Genomic DNA, 16,791 nt, shown 5'->3' with positions numbered 1-16,791 from the left:
GATCAAGACAGGGCTCAGGATTTGGGACCGATTCAATCCTTGCAGGATCTGATTTCGATGGTCTGGCGGCGCTTGCCGCTGGTCCTGACGATCGTGGTTCTGGGCGTACTGGTTTCTTTCTATCTTATCGTTTCTTCGCCGCGCATTTATCAGGCCTCGGCGGTGATCCAGATCGACATGCCTGCCGCCATCGAGCAGGGCAGTGACAGCTCGCTTCCCGCCTCGCGCCGGGTGCAGCTGATCGAACAGCGTCTGATGGCGCGTGCCAACCTGCGCGACGTGACCGAGCGGCTGGGTCTTTTCGCTGACTCCCCCCTGAGCGAAAGCGAAAAGCTGGGGGCGTTGCGCAACTCGACCAAGATCGAAAGCATCACCGCACCTGGCGTTTCGGTCGATTCGCGGATGTCTCTGGCCGCTATCGTCATCACTGCGCAGGCCGAAACCCCGGTGACGGCGGCGGCGATTGCCAACGACTTTGCCGACAGCGTCGTCAACCGCGACCGCGAGAACCGCAATGCCCGCATCCTTGAATCGCAGGAATATCTGCGCTCGGAAGAGCGCCGCCTGAACGAGGCCCTTTCGGTTCAGGAACGCAAGGTGATCGAATTCAGCAGCCGTAATGAGGATTCGCTGCCTTCATCCCAGGAATTTTTGCAGACCGAGCTGGCCCAGCTGACCGAGATGGAAACGGCGCTGGACCGTGACATCATGACCCTGCAGCGCGAGCGGCTGTCGCTTGAGGCGGGCGGTACGGCGGCGGATGCCCGCCCCTCGGCCTCGCTGGTTCAGCAGATCCGCGCGGCAGAAATCGAACTGGCGCAAGCCCGCCGCACCCTTTCGCCCGAGCACCCCGAGATCAAGCGCCTTGAGGAAAACCTTGAGCGGCTGAACAGCGGGGGCGGCAGCGGCGGCTCGGATGTGGTGCGCCGTCAGGCCGAACTGATCGACGCCCAGTTGGCCCAGCTGAACGAGCAAAAGGCCGGCATCGCCCTGCGCCGGGCCGAAATTGATCAGGCGCGCGCCCGTTCGGCCCAGGTCACGCGTGAGCTTGAGGCGATGAACCGCGAACAGCGCCGCCTGCAGGATCGCTATAATGAGATCTCGCGCCAGCTGGCTCAGGTCGAGACGCAGCAGATGCTGATGGAAAACGACCAGACCGAGCGGTTTGTCCTGTTGGAACGCGCCCTGCCGCCAGAATATCCCGCCCTGTCGAACCGCAAGAAAAGCGCGGTGATGGGGGTGGGGGGCAGCATCGCGCTGGCGCTTGCCGTGGCCTTTGTGCTTGAGTTGCTGAATCCGGTCCTGCGCCGCGGCGACCAGTTTGCACGCGTGACCGGCACCCGCCCGGTCATCTCATTGCCTTATCGCCTGTCCAGGGCTGACCTGCGCGCGCGCCGTCTGCGCAATATCTATATGATCGTGCTGCTGGTGGTGGGCGTCTTTGTCGCCCTGTGGCTGATCGGCAAGGTCCCCGGCCTGCCGTCCCCCGGAGTCGTCAGCATGCCGACCGACGGAATGGGTTGATGACTCAGCAGGAGGTAACCTCTGACGCGCATGTCTCCGAGGCACCGCGCAGAAAGGGCCTCGCTTCGCGCGCGCTGGGCAGCGGCATGTGGTCGATGGCGAATTTCGGCCTGGGCCAGATCATGCGGCTGGGGTCGAACCTGATCCTGACCCGCATTCTTAGCCCGGATGATTTCGGCCTGATGGCGCTGGTAACCAGTTTCCTGATCGGGCTCAGCATGTTCAGCGACATGGGCTTTGGCCCCTCGATCATGCAGAGCAAACGCGGGGATGAGCCGGATTTTCTTGATACGATCTGGACGCTCAAGATCATCCGCGGTTTTCTGATCTGTCTTGCCGCGATGGTGATGGCATGGCCGCTGGCGGTATTTTATGACGCGCCGCTGTTTGGCTGGGTGTTCCCGGTGGCGGCGACCTCGATGATTGTCGGGGGCTTTCTGCCCACCCGTATCGACACCGCCGCGCGGCATCTGCAAATCGGGCGGCTGACGGTGATCGAGCTGGCCAACCAGCTGATCGGCATCCTGATCACCATTGCCGCCGCGCTGATCCTGGAATCGGTCTGGGCGCTGGTCTGGGGCAATGTCCTTGGGGCCTTTGCCCAACTGTTGATGTTCCGGCTGTTTCTGCCCGGCCACCGCAACCGCTTTCGGATGGAGCCCAAGGCCCGCGCCGAAGTGATGAAATTCGGCAAATGGATCTTTTTCAGTACCATCTGCGGATTTTTGCTGTTTCAGGGCGACCGCATCATTCTTGGCCGGGTTCTGACCCTGCATCAGCTGGGGATCTATAACATCGGGCTGTTTCTGGCGACGGTGCCGGCGATGCTGGGCTCATCCATTGGCGGGCGGCTGTTCATCCCCATGTATCGCGAGCATCCGCCGACGGCGGGCGAGGATCATCGCCGAGCGCTTGCGCGTACCCGCGCCGGGCTGACGGCACTGTTGCTTTCTGTCGCCGTCGTGCTGGCCTGGGTGGGGCCGCCGCTTGTCGATCTGCTTTATGACGCGCGCTATGTCTCTGCCGGGGGTGTGCTGGTCGCCATCGTCTGTATTCAGATGCTGCAGGTCATCCCGATCAGCTATGAATACTCAGCGCTGGCGGCAGGGGATTCGCGTGGCTTTTTCATCATGCAATCGTCGCGCGCGGTGATCTATTTCACGCTGGTCGCGGCGGGGGCGTTCCTTTATGGCCTGCCGGGGCTTTTGATCGGGCAGGCGCTGTCGCAGGTCTTTTGCTATCCGGTGACGGTGTGGCTGGCGCGGCGGCACGGTTGCTGGGACCCGCGCCATGACCTGATTGCCACGCTGGTGGCGCTGGCGGCCGCGGTTACGGCTCTGGCCGGGCACCGGGAGGCAATCGTCGGGGCGCTGTTTTCCTAAGATCAGTTTCAAGCATTTTACCCCTTCCGGTTCCTCGGGCCCCGGGTCTATTGCATAAGGCCACGTCATGAGGAGGACCCGGATGAGCGACGACAACACCCCGCGCAAATCCCGCATCACGCGGGAAGAGGCTCTGGCCTATCACCTGGAGCCCCGTCCGGGCAAATTCGACATCGTCGCCTCGACTCCCATGGCGACCCAGCGCGATCTGTCGCTGGCCTATTCCCCCGGCGTTGCCGTCCCGGTCGAGGCGATCGCCGAGCGGCCAGAGACCGCCTATGACTATACCGTCAAGGGCAATATGGTTGCTGTTATTTCAAACGGCACGGCGATCCTTGGGCTGGGCAACCTTGGGGCGCTGGCCTCGAAGCCGGTGATGGAGGGTAAGGCGGTACTGTTCAAGCGCTTTGCCGATGTGAACGCCATCGACATCGAACTGGATACCGAGGACCCTGACGAAATCATCAACGCCGTGCGCCTGATGGGGCCGACCTTTGGCGGTATCAACCTTGAGGATATCAAGGCTCCGGAATGTTTCATCATTGAGCAGCGCCTCAAAGAACTGATGGATATCCCGGTCTTTCATGACGACCAGCACGGCACGGCGGTGATCTGCGCGGCGGGGCTTATCAACGCGCTTGAGCTGTCGGGTAAAAAGATCGAGGACGTGAGGATTGTCCTGAACGGCGCGGGCGCGGCGGGAATCGCCTGTCTGGAACTGTTGAAATCCATGGGCGCGCGGCATGAAAACTGCATCATGTGCGACACCAAGGGCGTGATCTATCAGGGCCGCACCGAGGGCATGAACCAGTGGAAATCGGCCCATGCCGTGGTGACCGAGGCCCGCACGCTGGAAGATGCGCTCAAGGGTGCGGATGTGTTCCTGGGCGTTTCGGCCAAGGGGGCGGTGACGCAGGATATGGTCGCCTCGATGGCCGACAATCCGGTCATCTTTGCCATGGCGAACCCCGATCCGGAAATCACCCCGGAAGAGGCTCATGCGGTTCGTCCCGACGCCATCGTCGCGACCGGCCGCTCGGACTATCCCAACCAGGTGAACAACGTTCTGGGCTTTCCCTATCTGTTCCGCGGCGCGCTTGATATCCACGCCCGCGCCATCAATGACGAGATGAAGATCGCCTGCGCCCGCGCGCTTGCCGAGCTTGCGCGCGAGGATGTGCCGGATGAGGTTGCGGTTGCCTATGGGCGCAAACTGCAATTCGGCCGCGATTATATCATCCCGACCCCTTTTGATCCGCGACTGATCCATGTCGTGCCGCCAGCTGTGGCGCAGGCGGGTATGGATACCGGCGTCGCCCGCCGCCCGATCATCGACATGGACGGCTATGTCCAGTCGCTGAAAGCCCGCATGGACCCGACAGCGGCCATTCTGCAGGGCATCCATGCCCGGGCGCGTCAGGCCCAGGCCCGGATGATCTTTGCCGAAGGCGATGATCTGCGGGTGCTGCGGGCCGCCGTGGCGTGGCAGCGCGGCGGCATGGGGCAGGCGCTGGTCGTTGGCCGCGAAAGCGACGTCAGGGAAAAGCTCGAGGCCGTGGGCATGGGCGATGCTGCCCGTGAACTGACCGTGGTGAACGCGGGCAATTCGCGCCATCTCGATCAATATCACGAGACGCTTTACACCCGCTTGCAGCGCAAGGGTTTTGACCGCGAGGACACCAACAAGCTTGCCAACCGCGACCGTCATGTCTTTGCCGCGCTGATGCTGGCGCATGGCCATGGCGACGGGCTGGTGACCGGGGCCACGCGCAAGAACGCCCATGTTCTGGCTCAGATCGGCAAGGTTTTCGACGTCACGCCCGCTGATGGCGCGGTTGGCATCACCGCCGTTCTGCACAATGGCCGTGTCATCCTGATGGGTGATACGCTGGTTCACGAATGGCCCGAGGCCGAGGATCTGGCCGATATCGCCATTCGCGGCGCACAAGTGGCGCGCGACCTTGGGATTGAGCCCAGGGTGGCCTTTCTGTCCTTTTCGAACTTTGGCTATCCGATCAGCGAGCGCGCGGTAAAGATGGCCCATGCGACCGAGGTGCTGGACGCCCGGCGCGTTGATTTCGAATACGAGGGCGAGATGACCGTTGATGTGGCGCTGAATCCGACGCAGGCGGCGAAATACCCGTTCTCGCGGCTCAAGGGGCCTGCGAACGTGCTGGTGGTGCCGGCGCGGCATTCAGCCTCGATCTCGGTCAAGCTGCTGCAAGAGATGGCGGGGGCGACGGTGATCGGCCCGATCCTGACCGGGGTGCCGCACCCGATCCAGATCTGCTCGACCGGTTCGACAGTGAACGACATCCTGAACATGGCCGCCATCGCGGCAGGCCGGCTGGGTCAGGTCCGGTAAAATGATAAGGCGCCCCGGCACAGGGGCGCCTGTTCAGTCGGGCAGGGCGGTTGTCCGGGTGGTCCCGGGCTGTCAGCCCCCGGCCGCGCCAAAACATTCGCCGCGTTCGACCTGACGCTGTCTTTCGCGGAAACGGGCGCGGTCAGCCTCGGTATATTCGTCCACGCAGCGGTGGCAGCAAACGCCCAGCTCATACTCCGGGCGGTTGCGGTCCTCGGGCGCAAGGGGGCGGCGACAGGCGTGGCACAGCTCATGCTGGCCCTGACGCAGCCCGTGGCCAAGGCTGACACGCTTGTCAAAGACAAAGCACTCACCGCGCCACAGGCTGTCTTGTTCGGGCACTTCCTCAAGATACTTCAGGATGCCGCCTTTGAGGTGAAAGACCTCGGGCAGCCCTTCGCCCAGCAGGAAATTGGTGGATTTCTCGCAGCGGATGCCGCCGGTGCAGAACATGGCGATGCGCTTGCCGGCAAAGCGGTGAGCATTCTCGCGCCACCAGTCCGGGAATTCGCGAAAGCTTTTGGTGCCGGGGTTGATCGCGCCCGCGAAAGTGCCGATTTCGACCTCGTAATCGTTACGGGTGTCGATCACTGCCACATCGGGCGCAGCGATCAGGGCGTTCCAGTCCTGTGGATTGACATAGTTGCCGACCGCGGCAGAGGGATCCACGTCGGGCTGGCCCATGGTGACGATTTCGCGTTTGATGCGCACTTTCATGCGGCCAAAGGGCATGGTCCCGGCCGAGCTTTCCTTCCACTCAAGCGTCTCGCAGCCGGGCAGGGCGCGGATATGGGCAAGGACCGCGTCGATCCCTTCGCGCGTGCCGGCAATAGTGCCATTGATCCCCTCGCGCGCCAGCAGCAGCGTGCCTTTGACGCCGTTGGTGCAGGCGCATCTGGCCAAGGGCGCCCTTAGCGCCTCGGGGTCGGGAAAGCGGGTGAAATGGTAAAGCGCAGCGACTGTCAGCATGGCATCGGCTTAGCGTCCCGCCCGCAGGCATTCAAGTTGCCGCATTGACGCCCCTGCCGCCGGAGCCTACCAATTTTCGGAACAAACCAGAGAGGCACCATGGCAAAGGCCCTGATTGTCATCGACATGCAACTGGACTTCTGTCCGGGCGGGCGGCTTGCCGTCGCCGGCGGGGATGAGATCGTGCCGGCGATCAATGCGCTGATGGCGGGGTTTGACGCCGTGGTGCTGACGCAGGACTGGCATCCCCGTGATCACGCAAGCTTTGCCGACAACCATCCCGGAGCCGCCCCTTTTTCTCAGATCGAGATGCCCTACGGCCCGCAGGTGCTGTGGCCGGCGCATTGCGTGATCGGCAGCGAGGGGGCGGGTTTTCATCCGGGCCTTGACGCGACGCACGCTGATCTGGTGATCCGCAAAGGGTTCCGGGCGCAGATCGACAGCTATTCGGCATTTTACGAAAATGACCACCAGACTGCGACCGGGCTGGCGGGTTATCTGCGGGACCGGTCGATCGGGGATCTGACCTTTGTCGGGCTGGCGCATGATTTTTGTGTCGCCTGGTCGGCCATTGATGCGGTCAGACTGGGTTTCCGCGCTACGGTGGTCGAGGACGCAACCCGCGCCATCGACCTGAACGGTTCGCGCGAGGCCGCGCGTGAGGACATGCACAAAGCGGGGGTGACGCTGGCATGATGACCCCGACTGTCGATATTGCTACCCGGGTCTATAACCATAAATGGAAGATCGACCCGATCGTCCGTTCACTGATTGACGATGATTTCTACAAGCTCTTGATGTGCCAGTCGGTTTTTCGCAACCGGCCGAATACGCATGTCACCTTTAGCCTGATCAACCGCACCAGCTCGATCCGTCTGGCCGAGCTGATCGACGAAGGCGAACTGCGCGAGCAGCTGGACCATGTGCGCGGTCTGTCGCTGACGCGTGGCGAAAGCACCTGGCTGCGGGGCAATACCTTCTATGGCAAGCGCCAGATGTTCCGGCCGGACTTTATGGAGTTCCTCGAAAACCTGCGCTTGCCCGCCTATCATCTGGAAAAGCGCGACGGTCAGTACGAGCTGATCTTTGAGGGCAGCTGGCCCGAGGTCATGCTGTGGGAAATCCCCGCGCTTGCCATCATCATGGAACTGCGCTCGCGCGCGGTGCTAAGGGATATGGGCCGGTTCGAATTGCAGGTGCTTTATGCCCGTGCGATGACCCGGCTGTGGGAAAAGATCGAAGAGTTGCGCAAGCTGGGTCCCGATCTGCGCATCGCCGATTTCGGCACCCGGCGGCGGCACAGCTTTCTTTGGCAGGACTGGTGTGTGCAGGCCATGGTCGAGGGGCTGGGGGATGAGCGTTTCATCGGCACCTCGAACTGTCTGATTGCCATGCGCCGCGACATCGAGGCCATCGGCACCAACGCCCATGAACTGCCTATGGTCTATGCTGCGCTTGCCGAAACGGATGATCAGCTGCGTCAGGCGCCCTATCGTGTCCTTGCCGACTGGCACGAAGAGCATGACGGCATGTTGCGCATCATCCTGCCCGACACCTATGGTACCAAGGGTTTTCTTGAACATGCGCCGGATTGGCTGGCGGGCTGGACCGGCATCCGTGTCGATAGCGGCGACCCCGCTGAGGGGGCTGAGACCGCGATCCGGTGGTGGCAAAGCCGCGGCGAGGACCCGCGCGAAAAGCTGATCATTTTTTCGGACGGGCTGGACGTGGACAAGATCAGGGACCTGTTCAACCAGTTCCACGGCCGCGCCAAGATCAGCTTTGGTTGGGGCACGCTGCTGACCAACGACTTTCGCGGGCTGGTGCCGGGGGATGGGCTCGCGCCCTTCTCTCTGGTCTGCAAGGCTGTGGCGGCCGAGGGCAGGCCGACTGTCAAACTGTCGGACAATCCCGGAAAGGCCACCGGTCCCGAGAATGAGATCGAGCGTTACAAGCGCATCTTTGACGTCGGCCAGCAAAAGGCGATGCAGGTCATCGTCTGAACCGAATCCGCCGCGCCAGAAGGCTTTCCGGCACGGCGGGCTGTCTCTATGCTCAAAGGCTGTCGCGCCAGCGGTTGACCAGCGGATAGCGCCGGTCAAGCCAGAATGCCTTGGTCGAGATACGCGGCCCGGGCGCGGCCTGATAGCGTTTCCATTCGCTGCCATAAAGCAGCGCCTCGACCTTTCTGACCGTATCGGGGTCAAAACCCTGCGCGACCAGATCGCTTAGCGCCAGATCTTTTTCGACCAGCCCTTCAAGGATTGCATCCAGCACCTCATAAGGGGGCAGGCTGTCCTGATCCTTTTGGTTCGGGCGCAACTCGGCCGAGGGGGGCTTGGTGATGATCTGGGGCGGGACGACCTCGCCCGTGCGCCCCAGCATCCAGTCACGGTGGTTACGGTTGCGCCAGCGGCAGGTTTCGAACACCCGGGTCTTGTACAGGTCCTTGATCGGGTTATAGCCGCCCGCCATGTCGCCATAGATCGTCGCATAGCCGACCGCGACCTCGGATTTGTTGCCGGTGGTCAAAAGCAACTCGCCGAACTTGTTCGACAGCGCCATCAGCATGACGCCGCGCAGGCGGGACTGGATGTTTTCCTCGGTCGTGTCGGGCCTGGTCCCCTCCATCAGATGGGCCAGCGCATCCGAGACAGCGTCGCGTGCGCCCTCGATATGGACGGTGTCGAGGCGCACCCCCAGCCGGTCCGCGCAATCCTTGGCATCATCCAGACTGGCCTGCGAGGTGTATTCGCTGGGCAGCATGACACAGCGGACATTCTCGGGGCCGATGGCATCGCAGGCGATGGTGGCAACCAGCGCCGAGTCGATACCGCCTGACAAGCCCAGAACCACCTTGCGAAAGCCCGATTTGCGCATGTAATCGCGCAGGCCCAGCATCATGGCGTGATAGTCCTGTTCCCATTCGTCGGGCTGGGGGTCCATCTGGCCCGACACCGCGCGCCAGCCCTGGGGCGTGCGCTCAAGATCGACATGGGTCAGGATTTCGTCAAAGGGGGCAAGCTGCATGACCTTGACGACGCCGCCGTTCTCGCCGGGGTTCAGCACAAAGCTGGCACCGTCATAGATCTGATCGTCCTGTCCACCGACCGAGTTCAGATAGATCAGCGGCAGGCCGGTTTCGACGACACGGGCGACCATGTGGCCCATGCGCAGGTCCAGTTTGTTGCGGTGATAGGGGCTGCCATTCGGGACCAGAAGCAGCTCGGCCCCGGTCTCGGCCAGCGTCTCACTGACCGCAGGCCACCAGGCGTCTTCGCAGATCGGGCTGCCGATGCGCAGACCATCAAGGCTGTAGGGTCCCGAGATCGGCCCGACATCGAAAAGCCGCATCTCGTCGAAAAGCTGTTTGTGGGGCAGCTCGTGCTTAAGCACCCGCGCAGCCACCTTACCACCTTTAAGGATCCAGTAGGCGTTATAAAGCCGGTCCCCCTCGGCATAGGGGCCGCCGATGCCGATGGCGGGGCCTTCGGCGCAGTCCTGCGCAAGGGTTTCGATCCGCGACATCGCTTCGCGGGTGAAGCCCGGTTTCAGCACCAGGTCCTGGGTCTGGTAGCCGGTGACGAACATTTCGGGCAGGGCAAGCAGGTTCGCGCCAGCCGCGCGCGCCTGTTCCCATGCCTGGCGGGCCTTTTCGGCATTGCCGGGCAAATCGCCCACGGTGGGGTTAAGCTGCCCAAGGGTGATACGGAACCTGTCGGTCATGGCACTTCCTTAACGGATTTCGCTATCTGTGATAGGCGAGGGAGCGGCAAAGGAAAAGTCGGGCTTTGCGCCTGTGCGCACCTTGCGATAAACCGATGGCAAAAGCAGCAACGAGGCGGAGTGCAGGATCCATGAAGGCAGCCCTTGTCGCCTGCGCGATGATTCTGGCTGGCGCAGGCATGGCCGGCGCGCAGTCGGTCATCACCAAACAATATGATGACGGCGGCGTCTATGAGGGCACCTTCCGCAATGGCAAGCAGCATGGGCGGGGGACCTACAGGCTGCCCTCGGGCTATGAATATACCGGCGACTGGGTTGAGGGTGAGATTCTGGGGCAGGGTATCGCCAAGTTCCCCAATGGCTCGGTCTACGAGGGCACCTTTGCCAAGGGCAAGCCGAACGGCAAGGGCAAGATCACCTACGCCGATGGCGGCAGCTACGAAGGCGACTGGCAGGACGGCCAGATCACCGGGCGGGGGATCGCGCGCTATGCCAATGGCTCGGTCTATGAGGGCGCGTTTCAGAACGCCCTGCACCACGGCAAGGGCGTCCTGACCCAGCCGAACGGCTATCGCTATGAAGGTGACTGGAAACAGGGCATCAAGGACGGTCTGGGCAAGATCACCTACCCTGACGGTGCCACCTATGAAGGCGAGATGAAGGCCAATCAGCGCTCGGGTCAGGGTAAGCTGACGATGCCCGACGGCTTGACATATGACGGCGGCTGGCTGGCCGGTCAGATGTCAGGTCAGGGCAAACTGACCCAGCCGTCTGGCGACAGCTACGAGGGCCGCTTTGCCAACGGCAAACGTGAGGGTAAGGGCGTTGCGCTATATGCCAACGGCGATCGTTACGAAGGCGATTTCCGCGCAGACAAGCGCTGGGGCGTCGGCACGTTCACCGGCACCGACGGTTATGTCTATACCGGGGATTGGGTCGAAGGCCGTATGGAGGGTCTTGGCCGCATCACCTACCCCGATGGCTCGGTCTATGAAGGTGCGCTAAAGAACGATCTGCCGGACGGGCGCGGCCTTATCACCTATCCCGATGGTGCAAGCTATGACGGTGATTGGGTCGCAGGCATGATCGAGGGGCAGGGCGTGGCCAAATACGCCAACGGTCTGATCTATGAGGGCGGTTTCAAACGCGGCCGCAACGAGGGGCAGGGCCGCATGACCTATCCTGACGGCTATGTCTATAACGGCGCGTGGCGCGATGGGCAGCGCCACGGGCAGGGGCAGGCAACCTATGCCGACGGCACGACCTATGACGGATCTTTCGTCAACGGTTTGCGCCATGGCAAAGGGCGGCTGATCGCTCCGGACGGTTTCCGCTATGAAGGCAGCTGGAAAGAGGGTGAGATCGACGGCGAAGGCGTCGCCACCTATGCCAATGGTGACGTCTACACCGGCCATTTCGTGATGGGCAAACGGCAGGGCGCGGGTGTGATGCGCTATGCGACCGGAGAGGTCGCCGCAGGGGAATGGGACGACAACCGTCTGGCCGTGCCGACCGAGGGCGCAGAGCCCGAAGGGGCGGGCACCCCTGAAGGCGTAGTGCCCGCCGAGCCTGCGGTCGGCGAATAAAGGACGGGCTTAATCTATCAGCCGTGCCTGCGCGCTTTCGGGCCAATGCGCAAAGGGCAGCACGCGCCCGTTGCGGCGGCTTTCAGCCACGCGGTCCAGATCAACCTCGGCCTTGACCCAGCCGGGCTGATCCAGCGGCCCCTCGGCAAGAATGCCGTTTTCCGGCCAAAGCCCGTCGGGGGGTGCATAGATCGCCGCTGCACCACGGTTTTCGTCAATGGCCGGATTCCAGTCCACCTCTCCGACTGTCGGGGCATGTACCACGATGCATTGGTTTTCCAGCGCCCGGGCCATTGCGCCGATGCGGACCCGGTTGAACCCGGCAATTGTATCAGTGCAAGAGGGGGTCAGGATGATCTCGACCCCCGCCTCGGCCAGCACGCGGCCCAGCAGGGGGAATTCGCTATCATAACAGATCAGCACACCCAGCCGCCCGACCGGGGTGTCAAAGACGCGCAGCCCTGGCGCGCCGACAACATCCCAATCCTCGCGTTCGAACCGGGTCATGACCTGTTTGTCCTGATGGCCGATCCGTCCTTGGGGGCCGAACAGCACCGCGCGGTTGACCGGGCGCGGCCCCTCGAAACAGGGACCCGAAGCGGCAAGGATATGCACCCCGTGCTGTGCCGCCAGCTCGGCATGCAGAGCATCGCGCGCTGTCTCATGGCGGGCCACCTCGTGCAGCGAAGCCTCAAGATCGCCCGCGACTTCGCGTCCTCCCAGCGAGGCGAGTTCCATCGCGCTATATTCGGGAAACACCAGCAGATCGCAGTCAGCCGCATCCTTGACCCATGCCGAGATCTTGGCGCGATAGGCGTTGAAATCCCAAAGCCAGTCAAAGGGATAGGCGGCGGCGGCGATCTTGATGATGCGGGTCACAGCTCTTTCATCCAGAATTGCAGGGGTTTGCGGCTTTGGGTGGACTCGCCGATATCGCGCCATTCGAATTCGGCTACGGCCCCGGGCAGGGGGGCATAGCCGCGCTTGCGCCAGAACCCGTCGAGGGGCAGGTAATCCGCAGGCCGTGCCGGATGGTCTGCGGGGCGGATCACGCTGCAAAATGCGCTGAAGCGGCGGCCAAGTGCCCGGCCCTGCGCCTCGCGCCCGTCAAAGAAGACATGGCCCAGCCCGCGGCCGCGGTATTCGGGCAGCAGGACCGACTCGGCGCAGTAAAAGATCTGGTCCAAAGGTTCGGGTCGCCCTGCAAAGGCGGCTGCGAAGTCATCGGCGTGATCCTCCATCGGCGCACCGGTGGCGGCACCGATCATACGCCCGCCGTCCCAGGCGGCGACGACGACCGCGCCGGGCGATTCATAGGCGCGCAGGTAATTGCGCTCATATTCCAGATCGCCGTCATAGAGATAGGGCCAGTCGCGAAACACCGAGATGCGCAGCCGTGCCAGATCATCCAGCACGGCGGTCACGGCTGCTCCGGTCAGGGTTTCGGTGCGGATCACGCCGAGACCTGTCGCGTCCAGTCGGTCAGGTTGTAATAGGTCGTCACCCGGGCGATCTTGCCGTTACGGATGGTGAAAAAGGTCCCGGCGGGCAGAACATATTTCTGGCCCCTGGCCTCCGGCAGGCCCTCATCGGTGGCCAGATAGGTGCCGTTGACGACGAATTCGGCCGCGGCACGATCCCCGGCCTCATTGGCAAAGATGACGATATCCGTCAGCACTTCCCTGTAGCAACGGGTCATATGGGCGTTGAATTCCGCGAATTTTTCTTTGCCGCGCCGGATGCCGCCTTCATTGACGTGATGTTCGACATCGTCATGCAGATAGCTCAGCATCTCGTCGGTGCGACCGGCGTTGAATGCGGCGTAATAGGCGGTGATCAGGGCCTTGCTGTCCATCGGAACCTCCTTGTTTCGACCCCTCTAGCGCGAGGCGGGGGCTGCGTCACCTCCACCCTTAGGCGGAGGCGCGATAATGCACCGGTTCTGACGTATTCCTGCCGTTTTTTATTTTCATTTTTTTGGAGGTATTTTCATGATTTCTTCGTGTTTTGCGATTGCCTTTTCGAGGTCGTCAAAGACGGTGAGTTTTCCCCGGTCGAGTACGGCGCCCATGTTGCACATCTTGCGGATCATCGGCATCGAATGGCTGACCACGATCGCCGAAGAACTCGCCATACGGTCGGCAAAGACGCGCTGCGACTTGGCGCGGAAATTGGCGTCGCCCACGCTGGTCACCTCATCGACCAGATAGGTGTCAAAATGGATCCCCATCGAGGTCCCCATCGCCAGACGCGACCGCATCCCCGAGGAATAGCTTGCGAATGGCTGGTGGTAATGGGCGCCAAGCTCGGCAAAATCCTCGACGTAATCGACCAGCTCATCGGTATCGACGCCGTAAATCCGCGCCACAAAGCGCACGTTCTGCGCCCCGGTCAGCTCGCCATGGAAACTGCCGGCAAAACCCACCGGCCATGAGATGGTGCCATCCGACAGCACCCGCCCCGAGGTCGGCGCCACCGTCCCGGCAATCATCCGCAAAAGCGTCGATTTGCCCGCCCCGTTGCGCCCAAGAAGCGCAACCGAAGCACCGGTCGGAAACACCGCGTTGATATTGTCCGCAACCTGCGTCTCGCGCCCCTTGAGACGATAGATCTTGGTCAGGTTCTCCAGCCAGATCATCGCTTAGCGGCGGTCCCGGACACTGTAATAGATCAGCACAAGGATCGACCAGCCGGCCAGCAGCAGCCCCGCCACCATGGCCAGCAGCCAGGGACGGTTCGGCTCGGTCGCGCTCTGCGCCACCTTGGGCTCGATATGGGCGGCAAGATAGCGTGCCTGGCGCTGCGTCTCGGCCAGGGCCGTCTCATAGGCGATCCGCGCCGAACGATAGGCACCCTCGGCAAATTCACGGTCCACGGCCAGCTTTTCATATTCCGCCATCAGCTGGGCATAGCTCTCGCCCGCAGGGCCCTGGCCCTCGGCGCCGAACTTGCTGCGCTCGGCCTCGATCAGCCGGCGTAGGGCCTCGATCTTTTGCTGGGCCTGAACCACCCGGTGATCGGTCGGCTGGGCATTGTCCAGCAGCAGGTCATGGGCAACCAGCGCCTCGGCCAGCTGCGCCTGCAACCCGCTCAGCACCCCCATCTGGCCGGCCAGATCGGCCTCGGGGTCGACGATCTGCGAGCGCATGCGAAAGGCGGTCATCGCCTGGCGCGTCTCGGTCAGCTCGGCGCGGGCCTTGTCAAGCTCGGCCCGGGCAAGGCGCGTCGCGTCGTTGCGGGCGACGGTCGAGATCTCGTTGATCTTGTCCGAACTGGCCTGGAACACCGCCGCCGCGATCGCCTGCGCATCCTCGGGGGTAAAGGCGCTGACCTTCAGCGTGATAAGCTGGGTGCTGCTGTCGTAAAGCACCTTGACCTGGCGCTGCCAGTAATCGGTCAGATCCTCAATGTGGTTTTCGGGATTGAAGGCAAAGACAAAATCATGCGGCCAGGCGCGCGAGAAACGGGCGTGCAGGTCAAGCTCGGCGTCGATCCGCTCGACCATGTCCTGGCTGCGGATATATTCGTAAAGCACATCGGTATCGGCCGCCCCGCCGCCACCGGCCAGTGGCGACAGCCCGCCCAAAAGCTCGATCGAGGGGGCGGCCTGTTCGTTGCGCACCGTAAAGCCGACGGTCGAGACATATTGATCGCTGGCCCGCAGCCACAGATAGGCAGCCCAGATCAGCGTCGGCAGCACCACCAGCGCAAGGAATGAGCCAAGCATCAGCCAATGCCGCCGCCGCGGCTGGGCGATGCCGACCGGTGGCCGCACCGGCTGGGCGGGCACCGCCCTGGCCGGGGTCGTGGCCACAGCCCGGGCCGGGGTCGGCGCCACCGGTTTGGCAACCGGCTTTGCCGCAGGCTTGGCGACGGGCCTGGCCACCGCCTTGGCCGGAGGCTGTGCCGCGGGTTTGGCCGCAGCAGCCGCAGGTTTGGCCGCGGCAGCGGGTGCAGGCTCCTGCATGGGACGGACCGGAATCGGCCTGGCCTCCTGCTCCTGCGGGCGCAGCGCCGGAGGATTGGTCTTGCCCGCCGCAGGCTGCGGCCCGGTCACCTGCGGCTGGGCCACCTGCGGCTGGGCGCGTGACGCATCCGCCTGACCCGCATCCGCAGGCCCGGCGGGCTGGGCCGGCTGAGCCTTGGCCCCCAGGCCCTGCTGCTGCTGAAAGGGACGTTGCGCGACGGCCGGCGCGGCCGTTTGCGGCGCAGCGGGCGCAGCCGCCTCGGGGGCGGGGCTTGCGCTGGCTTGCTGCCGGGCGGCCGGCTGGCCGGTCTTGTCACCGGCCGGAGGAGAAGAGGTGGTCACGGGCGGGGGCCTTCGCTGGTTTACCTTTCGACTGCAGTTGTTACATATTGCCGCCCGTACAGACCAGCGTTTGCGTTCACATGTCCGATATCGCCCCCGTTCCGGCACGCCCCGTTCCAGCATCCCCGGACCGCCGTCCCCAGCGGCCCGGCCGGCATGGGCCGCGTTTCCGCATGGTCCGCACCGTGACCGCCCTGATGCTGCGAGAAATCGCCACAACCTATGGCCGCTCGGTCGGCGGCTATATCTGGGCGATTCTCGAACCGGTCCTGGGGGTGGCGCTGCTTAGCGTGCTCTTCAGCCTTGCGCTGCGCAGCCCGGGGCTCGGGTCGAACTTTCCGCTGTTTTACGCCACGGGCTTCCTGCCCTTTGCGATGTTTCACGACCTGTCCAGTAAAACCGCGGCGGCAATCCGCTTTTCCAGGCCGTTTCTTGCCTATCCCAGCGTGACCTTCATCGATGCGCTGATCGCACGGGTGGTGCTGAACGTGCTGACCCATGCCACGGTCATCGCCATCGTCATCTCCGGCATCTATGTCGCCTTTCAGCTGCCCGGTCCGGTGGACCTTGCCCCCGTGCTCGAGGCACTGCTGCTGCTTGCCCTGCTGGGCATGGGCGTCGGCACGCTGAACTGTTTTCTGATCACCAGCTTTCCGATCTGGGAGCGGATCTGGAGCATCATCACACGCCCCCTCTTTCTCGTCTCGGGCATCTTCTTTCTCTACGACCTCATGCCCGCAAAGGCCCAGGCGCTCTTGTGGTACAACCCCCTTATCCATTGCATCGGACTGATGAGACGAGGCTTCTACCCCACATATGAGGCCGCATATGTCAGCAGAACATATGTCCTGACCGTCGCTATAACACTCATCGTCGCAGGGCTCGCACTGCTCGAAAAAAAACACAAAAAATTACTCGAACGCTAAAGAA

At 63.1% G+C, this 16,791-nt stretch carries 14 protein-coding genes; 7 read left to right on the top strand and 7 right to left on the bottom strand.

Going from position 1 to position 16,791, the window contains the following annotated elements; genetic code table 11:
- Positions 1–21 precede the first annotated feature (21 nt).
- From M511_RS11620 to M511_RS11610, 3 genes are all read left to right on the top strand, one after another.
- Positions 22–1,524: a GumC family protein gene (locus M511_RS11620; protein WP_227493371.1), complete on the top strand. Its 1,503-nt coding sequence runs from the start codon at positions 22–24 to the stop codon at positions 1,522–1,524.
- Entirely contained in the window at positions 1,524–2,906 is a 1,383-nt protein-coding gene (locus M511_RS11615; protein WP_085502270.1) for an oligosaccharide flippase family protein, read from the top strand. The genes M511_RS11620 and M511_RS11615 overlap by 1 nt, the downstream gene beginning before the upstream one ends.
- 82 nt (positions 2,907–2,988) lie before the next feature.
- Positions 2,989–5,271 carry an NADP-dependent malic enzyme gene (locus tag M511_RS11610; protein WP_010395549.1) on the top strand — a complete coding sequence of 761 codons (2,283 nt, stop codon included), beginning with the start codon at positions 2,989–2,991 and terminating at the stop codon, positions 5,269–5,271.
- A gap of 72 nt (positions 5,272–5,343) precedes the next feature.
- On the opposite strand, the gene trhO is transcribed toward M511_RS11610, so the two are convergent.
- Positions 5,344–6,240, bottom strand: a complete 897-nt coding sequence (trhO, locus tag M511_RS11605; RefSeq protein ID WP_085502269.1) for an oxygen-dependent tRNA uridine(34) hydroxylase TrhO — start codon at positions 6,238–6,240, stop codon at positions 5,344–5,346.
- 99 nt (positions 6,241–6,339) lie between these two features.
- On the opposite strand from trhO, the gene pncA reads away from it, so the two are divergent.
- Positions 6,340–6,936, top strand: a complete 597-nt coding sequence (pncA, locus tag M511_RS11600; protein ID WP_010395545.1) for a bifunctional nicotinamidase/pyrazinamidase — start codon at positions 6,340–6,342, stop codon at positions 6,934–6,936.
- Positions 6,933–8,243 carry a nicotinate phosphoribosyltransferase gene (gene pncB / locus M511_RS11595; protein ID WP_085502268.1) on the top strand — a complete coding sequence of 437 codons (1,311 nt, stop codon included), beginning with the start codon at positions 6,933–6,935 and terminating at the stop codon, positions 8,241–8,243. The genes pncA and pncB overlap by 4 nt, the downstream gene beginning before the upstream one ends.
- A 52-nt stretch (positions 8,244–8,295) precedes the next feature.
- Here pncB and M511_RS11590 read toward each other — a convergent pair whose 3' ends face one another.
- The gene (locus M511_RS11590; RefSeq protein WP_010395541.1) at positions 8,296–9,966 is read right to left on the bottom strand and encodes an NAD+ synthase; all 1,671 of its coding nucleotides are present in this window, start codon (positions 9,964–9,966) and stop codon (positions 8,296–8,298) included.
- 131 nt (positions 9,967–10,097) lie between these two features.
- On the opposite strand from M511_RS11590, the gene M511_RS11585 reads away from it, so the two are divergent.
- On the top strand, positions 10,098–11,552 hold the full coding sequence (locus M511_RS11585; RefSeq protein ID WP_010395539.1) for an MORN repeat-containing protein: 1,455 nt from the start codon (positions 10,098–10,100) through the stop codon (positions 11,550–11,552).
- A gap of 9 nt (positions 11,553–11,561) precedes the next feature.
- On the opposite strand, the gene M511_RS11580 is transcribed toward M511_RS11585, so the two are convergent.
- From M511_RS11580 to M511_RS11560, 5 genes are all read right to left on the bottom strand, one after another.
- Complete coding sequence (locus M511_RS11580) at positions 11,562–12,419, bottom strand: carbon-nitrogen hydrolase family protein (protein ID WP_085502301.1); 858 nt, start codon at positions 12,417–12,419, stop codon at positions 11,562–11,564.
- A gap of 8 nt (positions 12,420–12,427) precedes the next feature.
- Positions 12,428–13,009, bottom strand: a complete 582-nt coding sequence (locus M511_RS11575) for a GNAT family N-acetyltransferase (RefSeq protein WP_085502267.1) — start codon at positions 13,007–13,009, stop codon at positions 12,428–12,430.
- Positions 13,006–13,407: a ketosteroid isomerase-related protein gene (locus tag M511_RS11570; RefSeq protein WP_010395534.1), complete on the bottom strand. Its 402-nt coding sequence runs from the start codon at positions 13,405–13,407 to the stop codon at positions 13,006–13,008. The genes M511_RS11575 and M511_RS11570 overlap by 4 nt, the downstream gene beginning before the upstream one ends.
- A 114-nt stretch (positions 13,408–13,521) precedes the next feature.
- Positions 13,522–14,190 (bottom strand): ABC transporter ATP-binding protein, encoded by a 669-nt coding sequence (locus tag M511_RS11565; protein WP_010400754.1) that lies wholly within the window; start codon positions 14,188–14,190, stop codon positions 13,522–13,524.
- Positions 14,191–14,193: 3 nt separating this feature from the next.
- Complete coding sequence (locus tag M511_RS11560; protein WP_085502266.1) at positions 14,194–15,861, bottom strand: KpsE/RkpR family capsule polysaccharide export protein; 1,668 nt, start codon at positions 15,859–15,861, stop codon at positions 14,194–14,196.
- A 173-nt stretch (positions 15,862–16,034) separates the two neighbouring features.
- On the opposite strand from M511_RS11560, the gene M511_RS11555 reads away from it, so the two are divergent.
- The gene (locus M511_RS11555; RefSeq protein WP_010400760.1) at positions 16,035–16,787 is read left to right on the top strand and encodes an ABC transporter permease; all 753 of its coding nucleotides are present in this window, start codon (positions 16,035–16,037) and stop codon (positions 16,785–16,787) included.
- Positions 16,788–16,791: the final 4 nt, after the last annotated feature.

The organism is Paracoccus sp. J56 (assembly GCF_019633685.1).
Lineage (GTDB): Bacteria > Pseudomonadota > Alphaproteobacteria > Rhodobacterales > Rhodobacteraceae > Paracoccus > Paracoccus kondratievae.
This window is presented reverse-complemented; position numbering and strand designations above follow the sequence as displayed.

What these genes read in the sequence shown, in the direction of transcription:
- M511_RS11615 (WP_085502270.1), top strand. Translation starts at nt 1,524, where the DNA reads ATGACTCAGCAGGAGGTAACCTCTGACGCGCATGTCTCCGAGGCACCG.
- M511_RS11610 (WP_010395549.1), top strand. Translation starts at nt 2,989, where the DNA reads ATGAGCGACGACAACACCCCGCGCAAATCCCGCATCACGCGGGAAGAG.
- trhO (WP_085502269.1), bottom strand. Translation starts at nt 6,240, where the DNA reads ATGCTGACAGTCGCTGCGCTTTACCATTTCACCCGCTTTCCCGACCCC.
- pncA (WP_010395545.1), top strand. Translation starts at nt 6,340, where the DNA reads ATGGCAAAGGCCCTGATTGTCATCGACATGCAACTGGACTTCTGTCCG.
- pncB (WP_085502268.1), top strand. Translation starts at nt 6,933, where the DNA reads ATGATGACCCCGACTGTCGATATTGCTACCCGGGTCTATAACCATAAA.
- M511_RS11590 (WP_010395541.1), bottom strand. Translation starts at nt 9,966, where the DNA reads ATGACCGACAGGTTCCGTATCACCCTTGGGCAGCTTAACCCCACCGTG.
- M511_RS11585 (WP_010395539.1), top strand. Translation starts at nt 10,098, where the DNA reads ATGAAGGCAGCCCTTGTCGCCTGCGCGATGATTCTGGCTGGCGCAGGC.
- M511_RS11570 (WP_010395534.1), bottom strand. Translation starts at nt 13,407, where the DNA reads ATGGACAGCAAGGCCCTGATCACCGCCTATTACGCCGCATTCAACGCC.
- M511_RS11565 (WP_010400754.1), bottom strand. Translation starts at nt 14,190, where the DNA reads ATGATCTGGCTGGAGAACCTGACCAAGATCTATCGTCTCAAGGGGCGC.
- M511_RS11555 (WP_010400760.1), top strand. Translation starts at nt 16,035, where the DNA reads ATGGTCCGCACCGTGACCGCCCTGATGCTGCGAGAAATCGCCACAACC.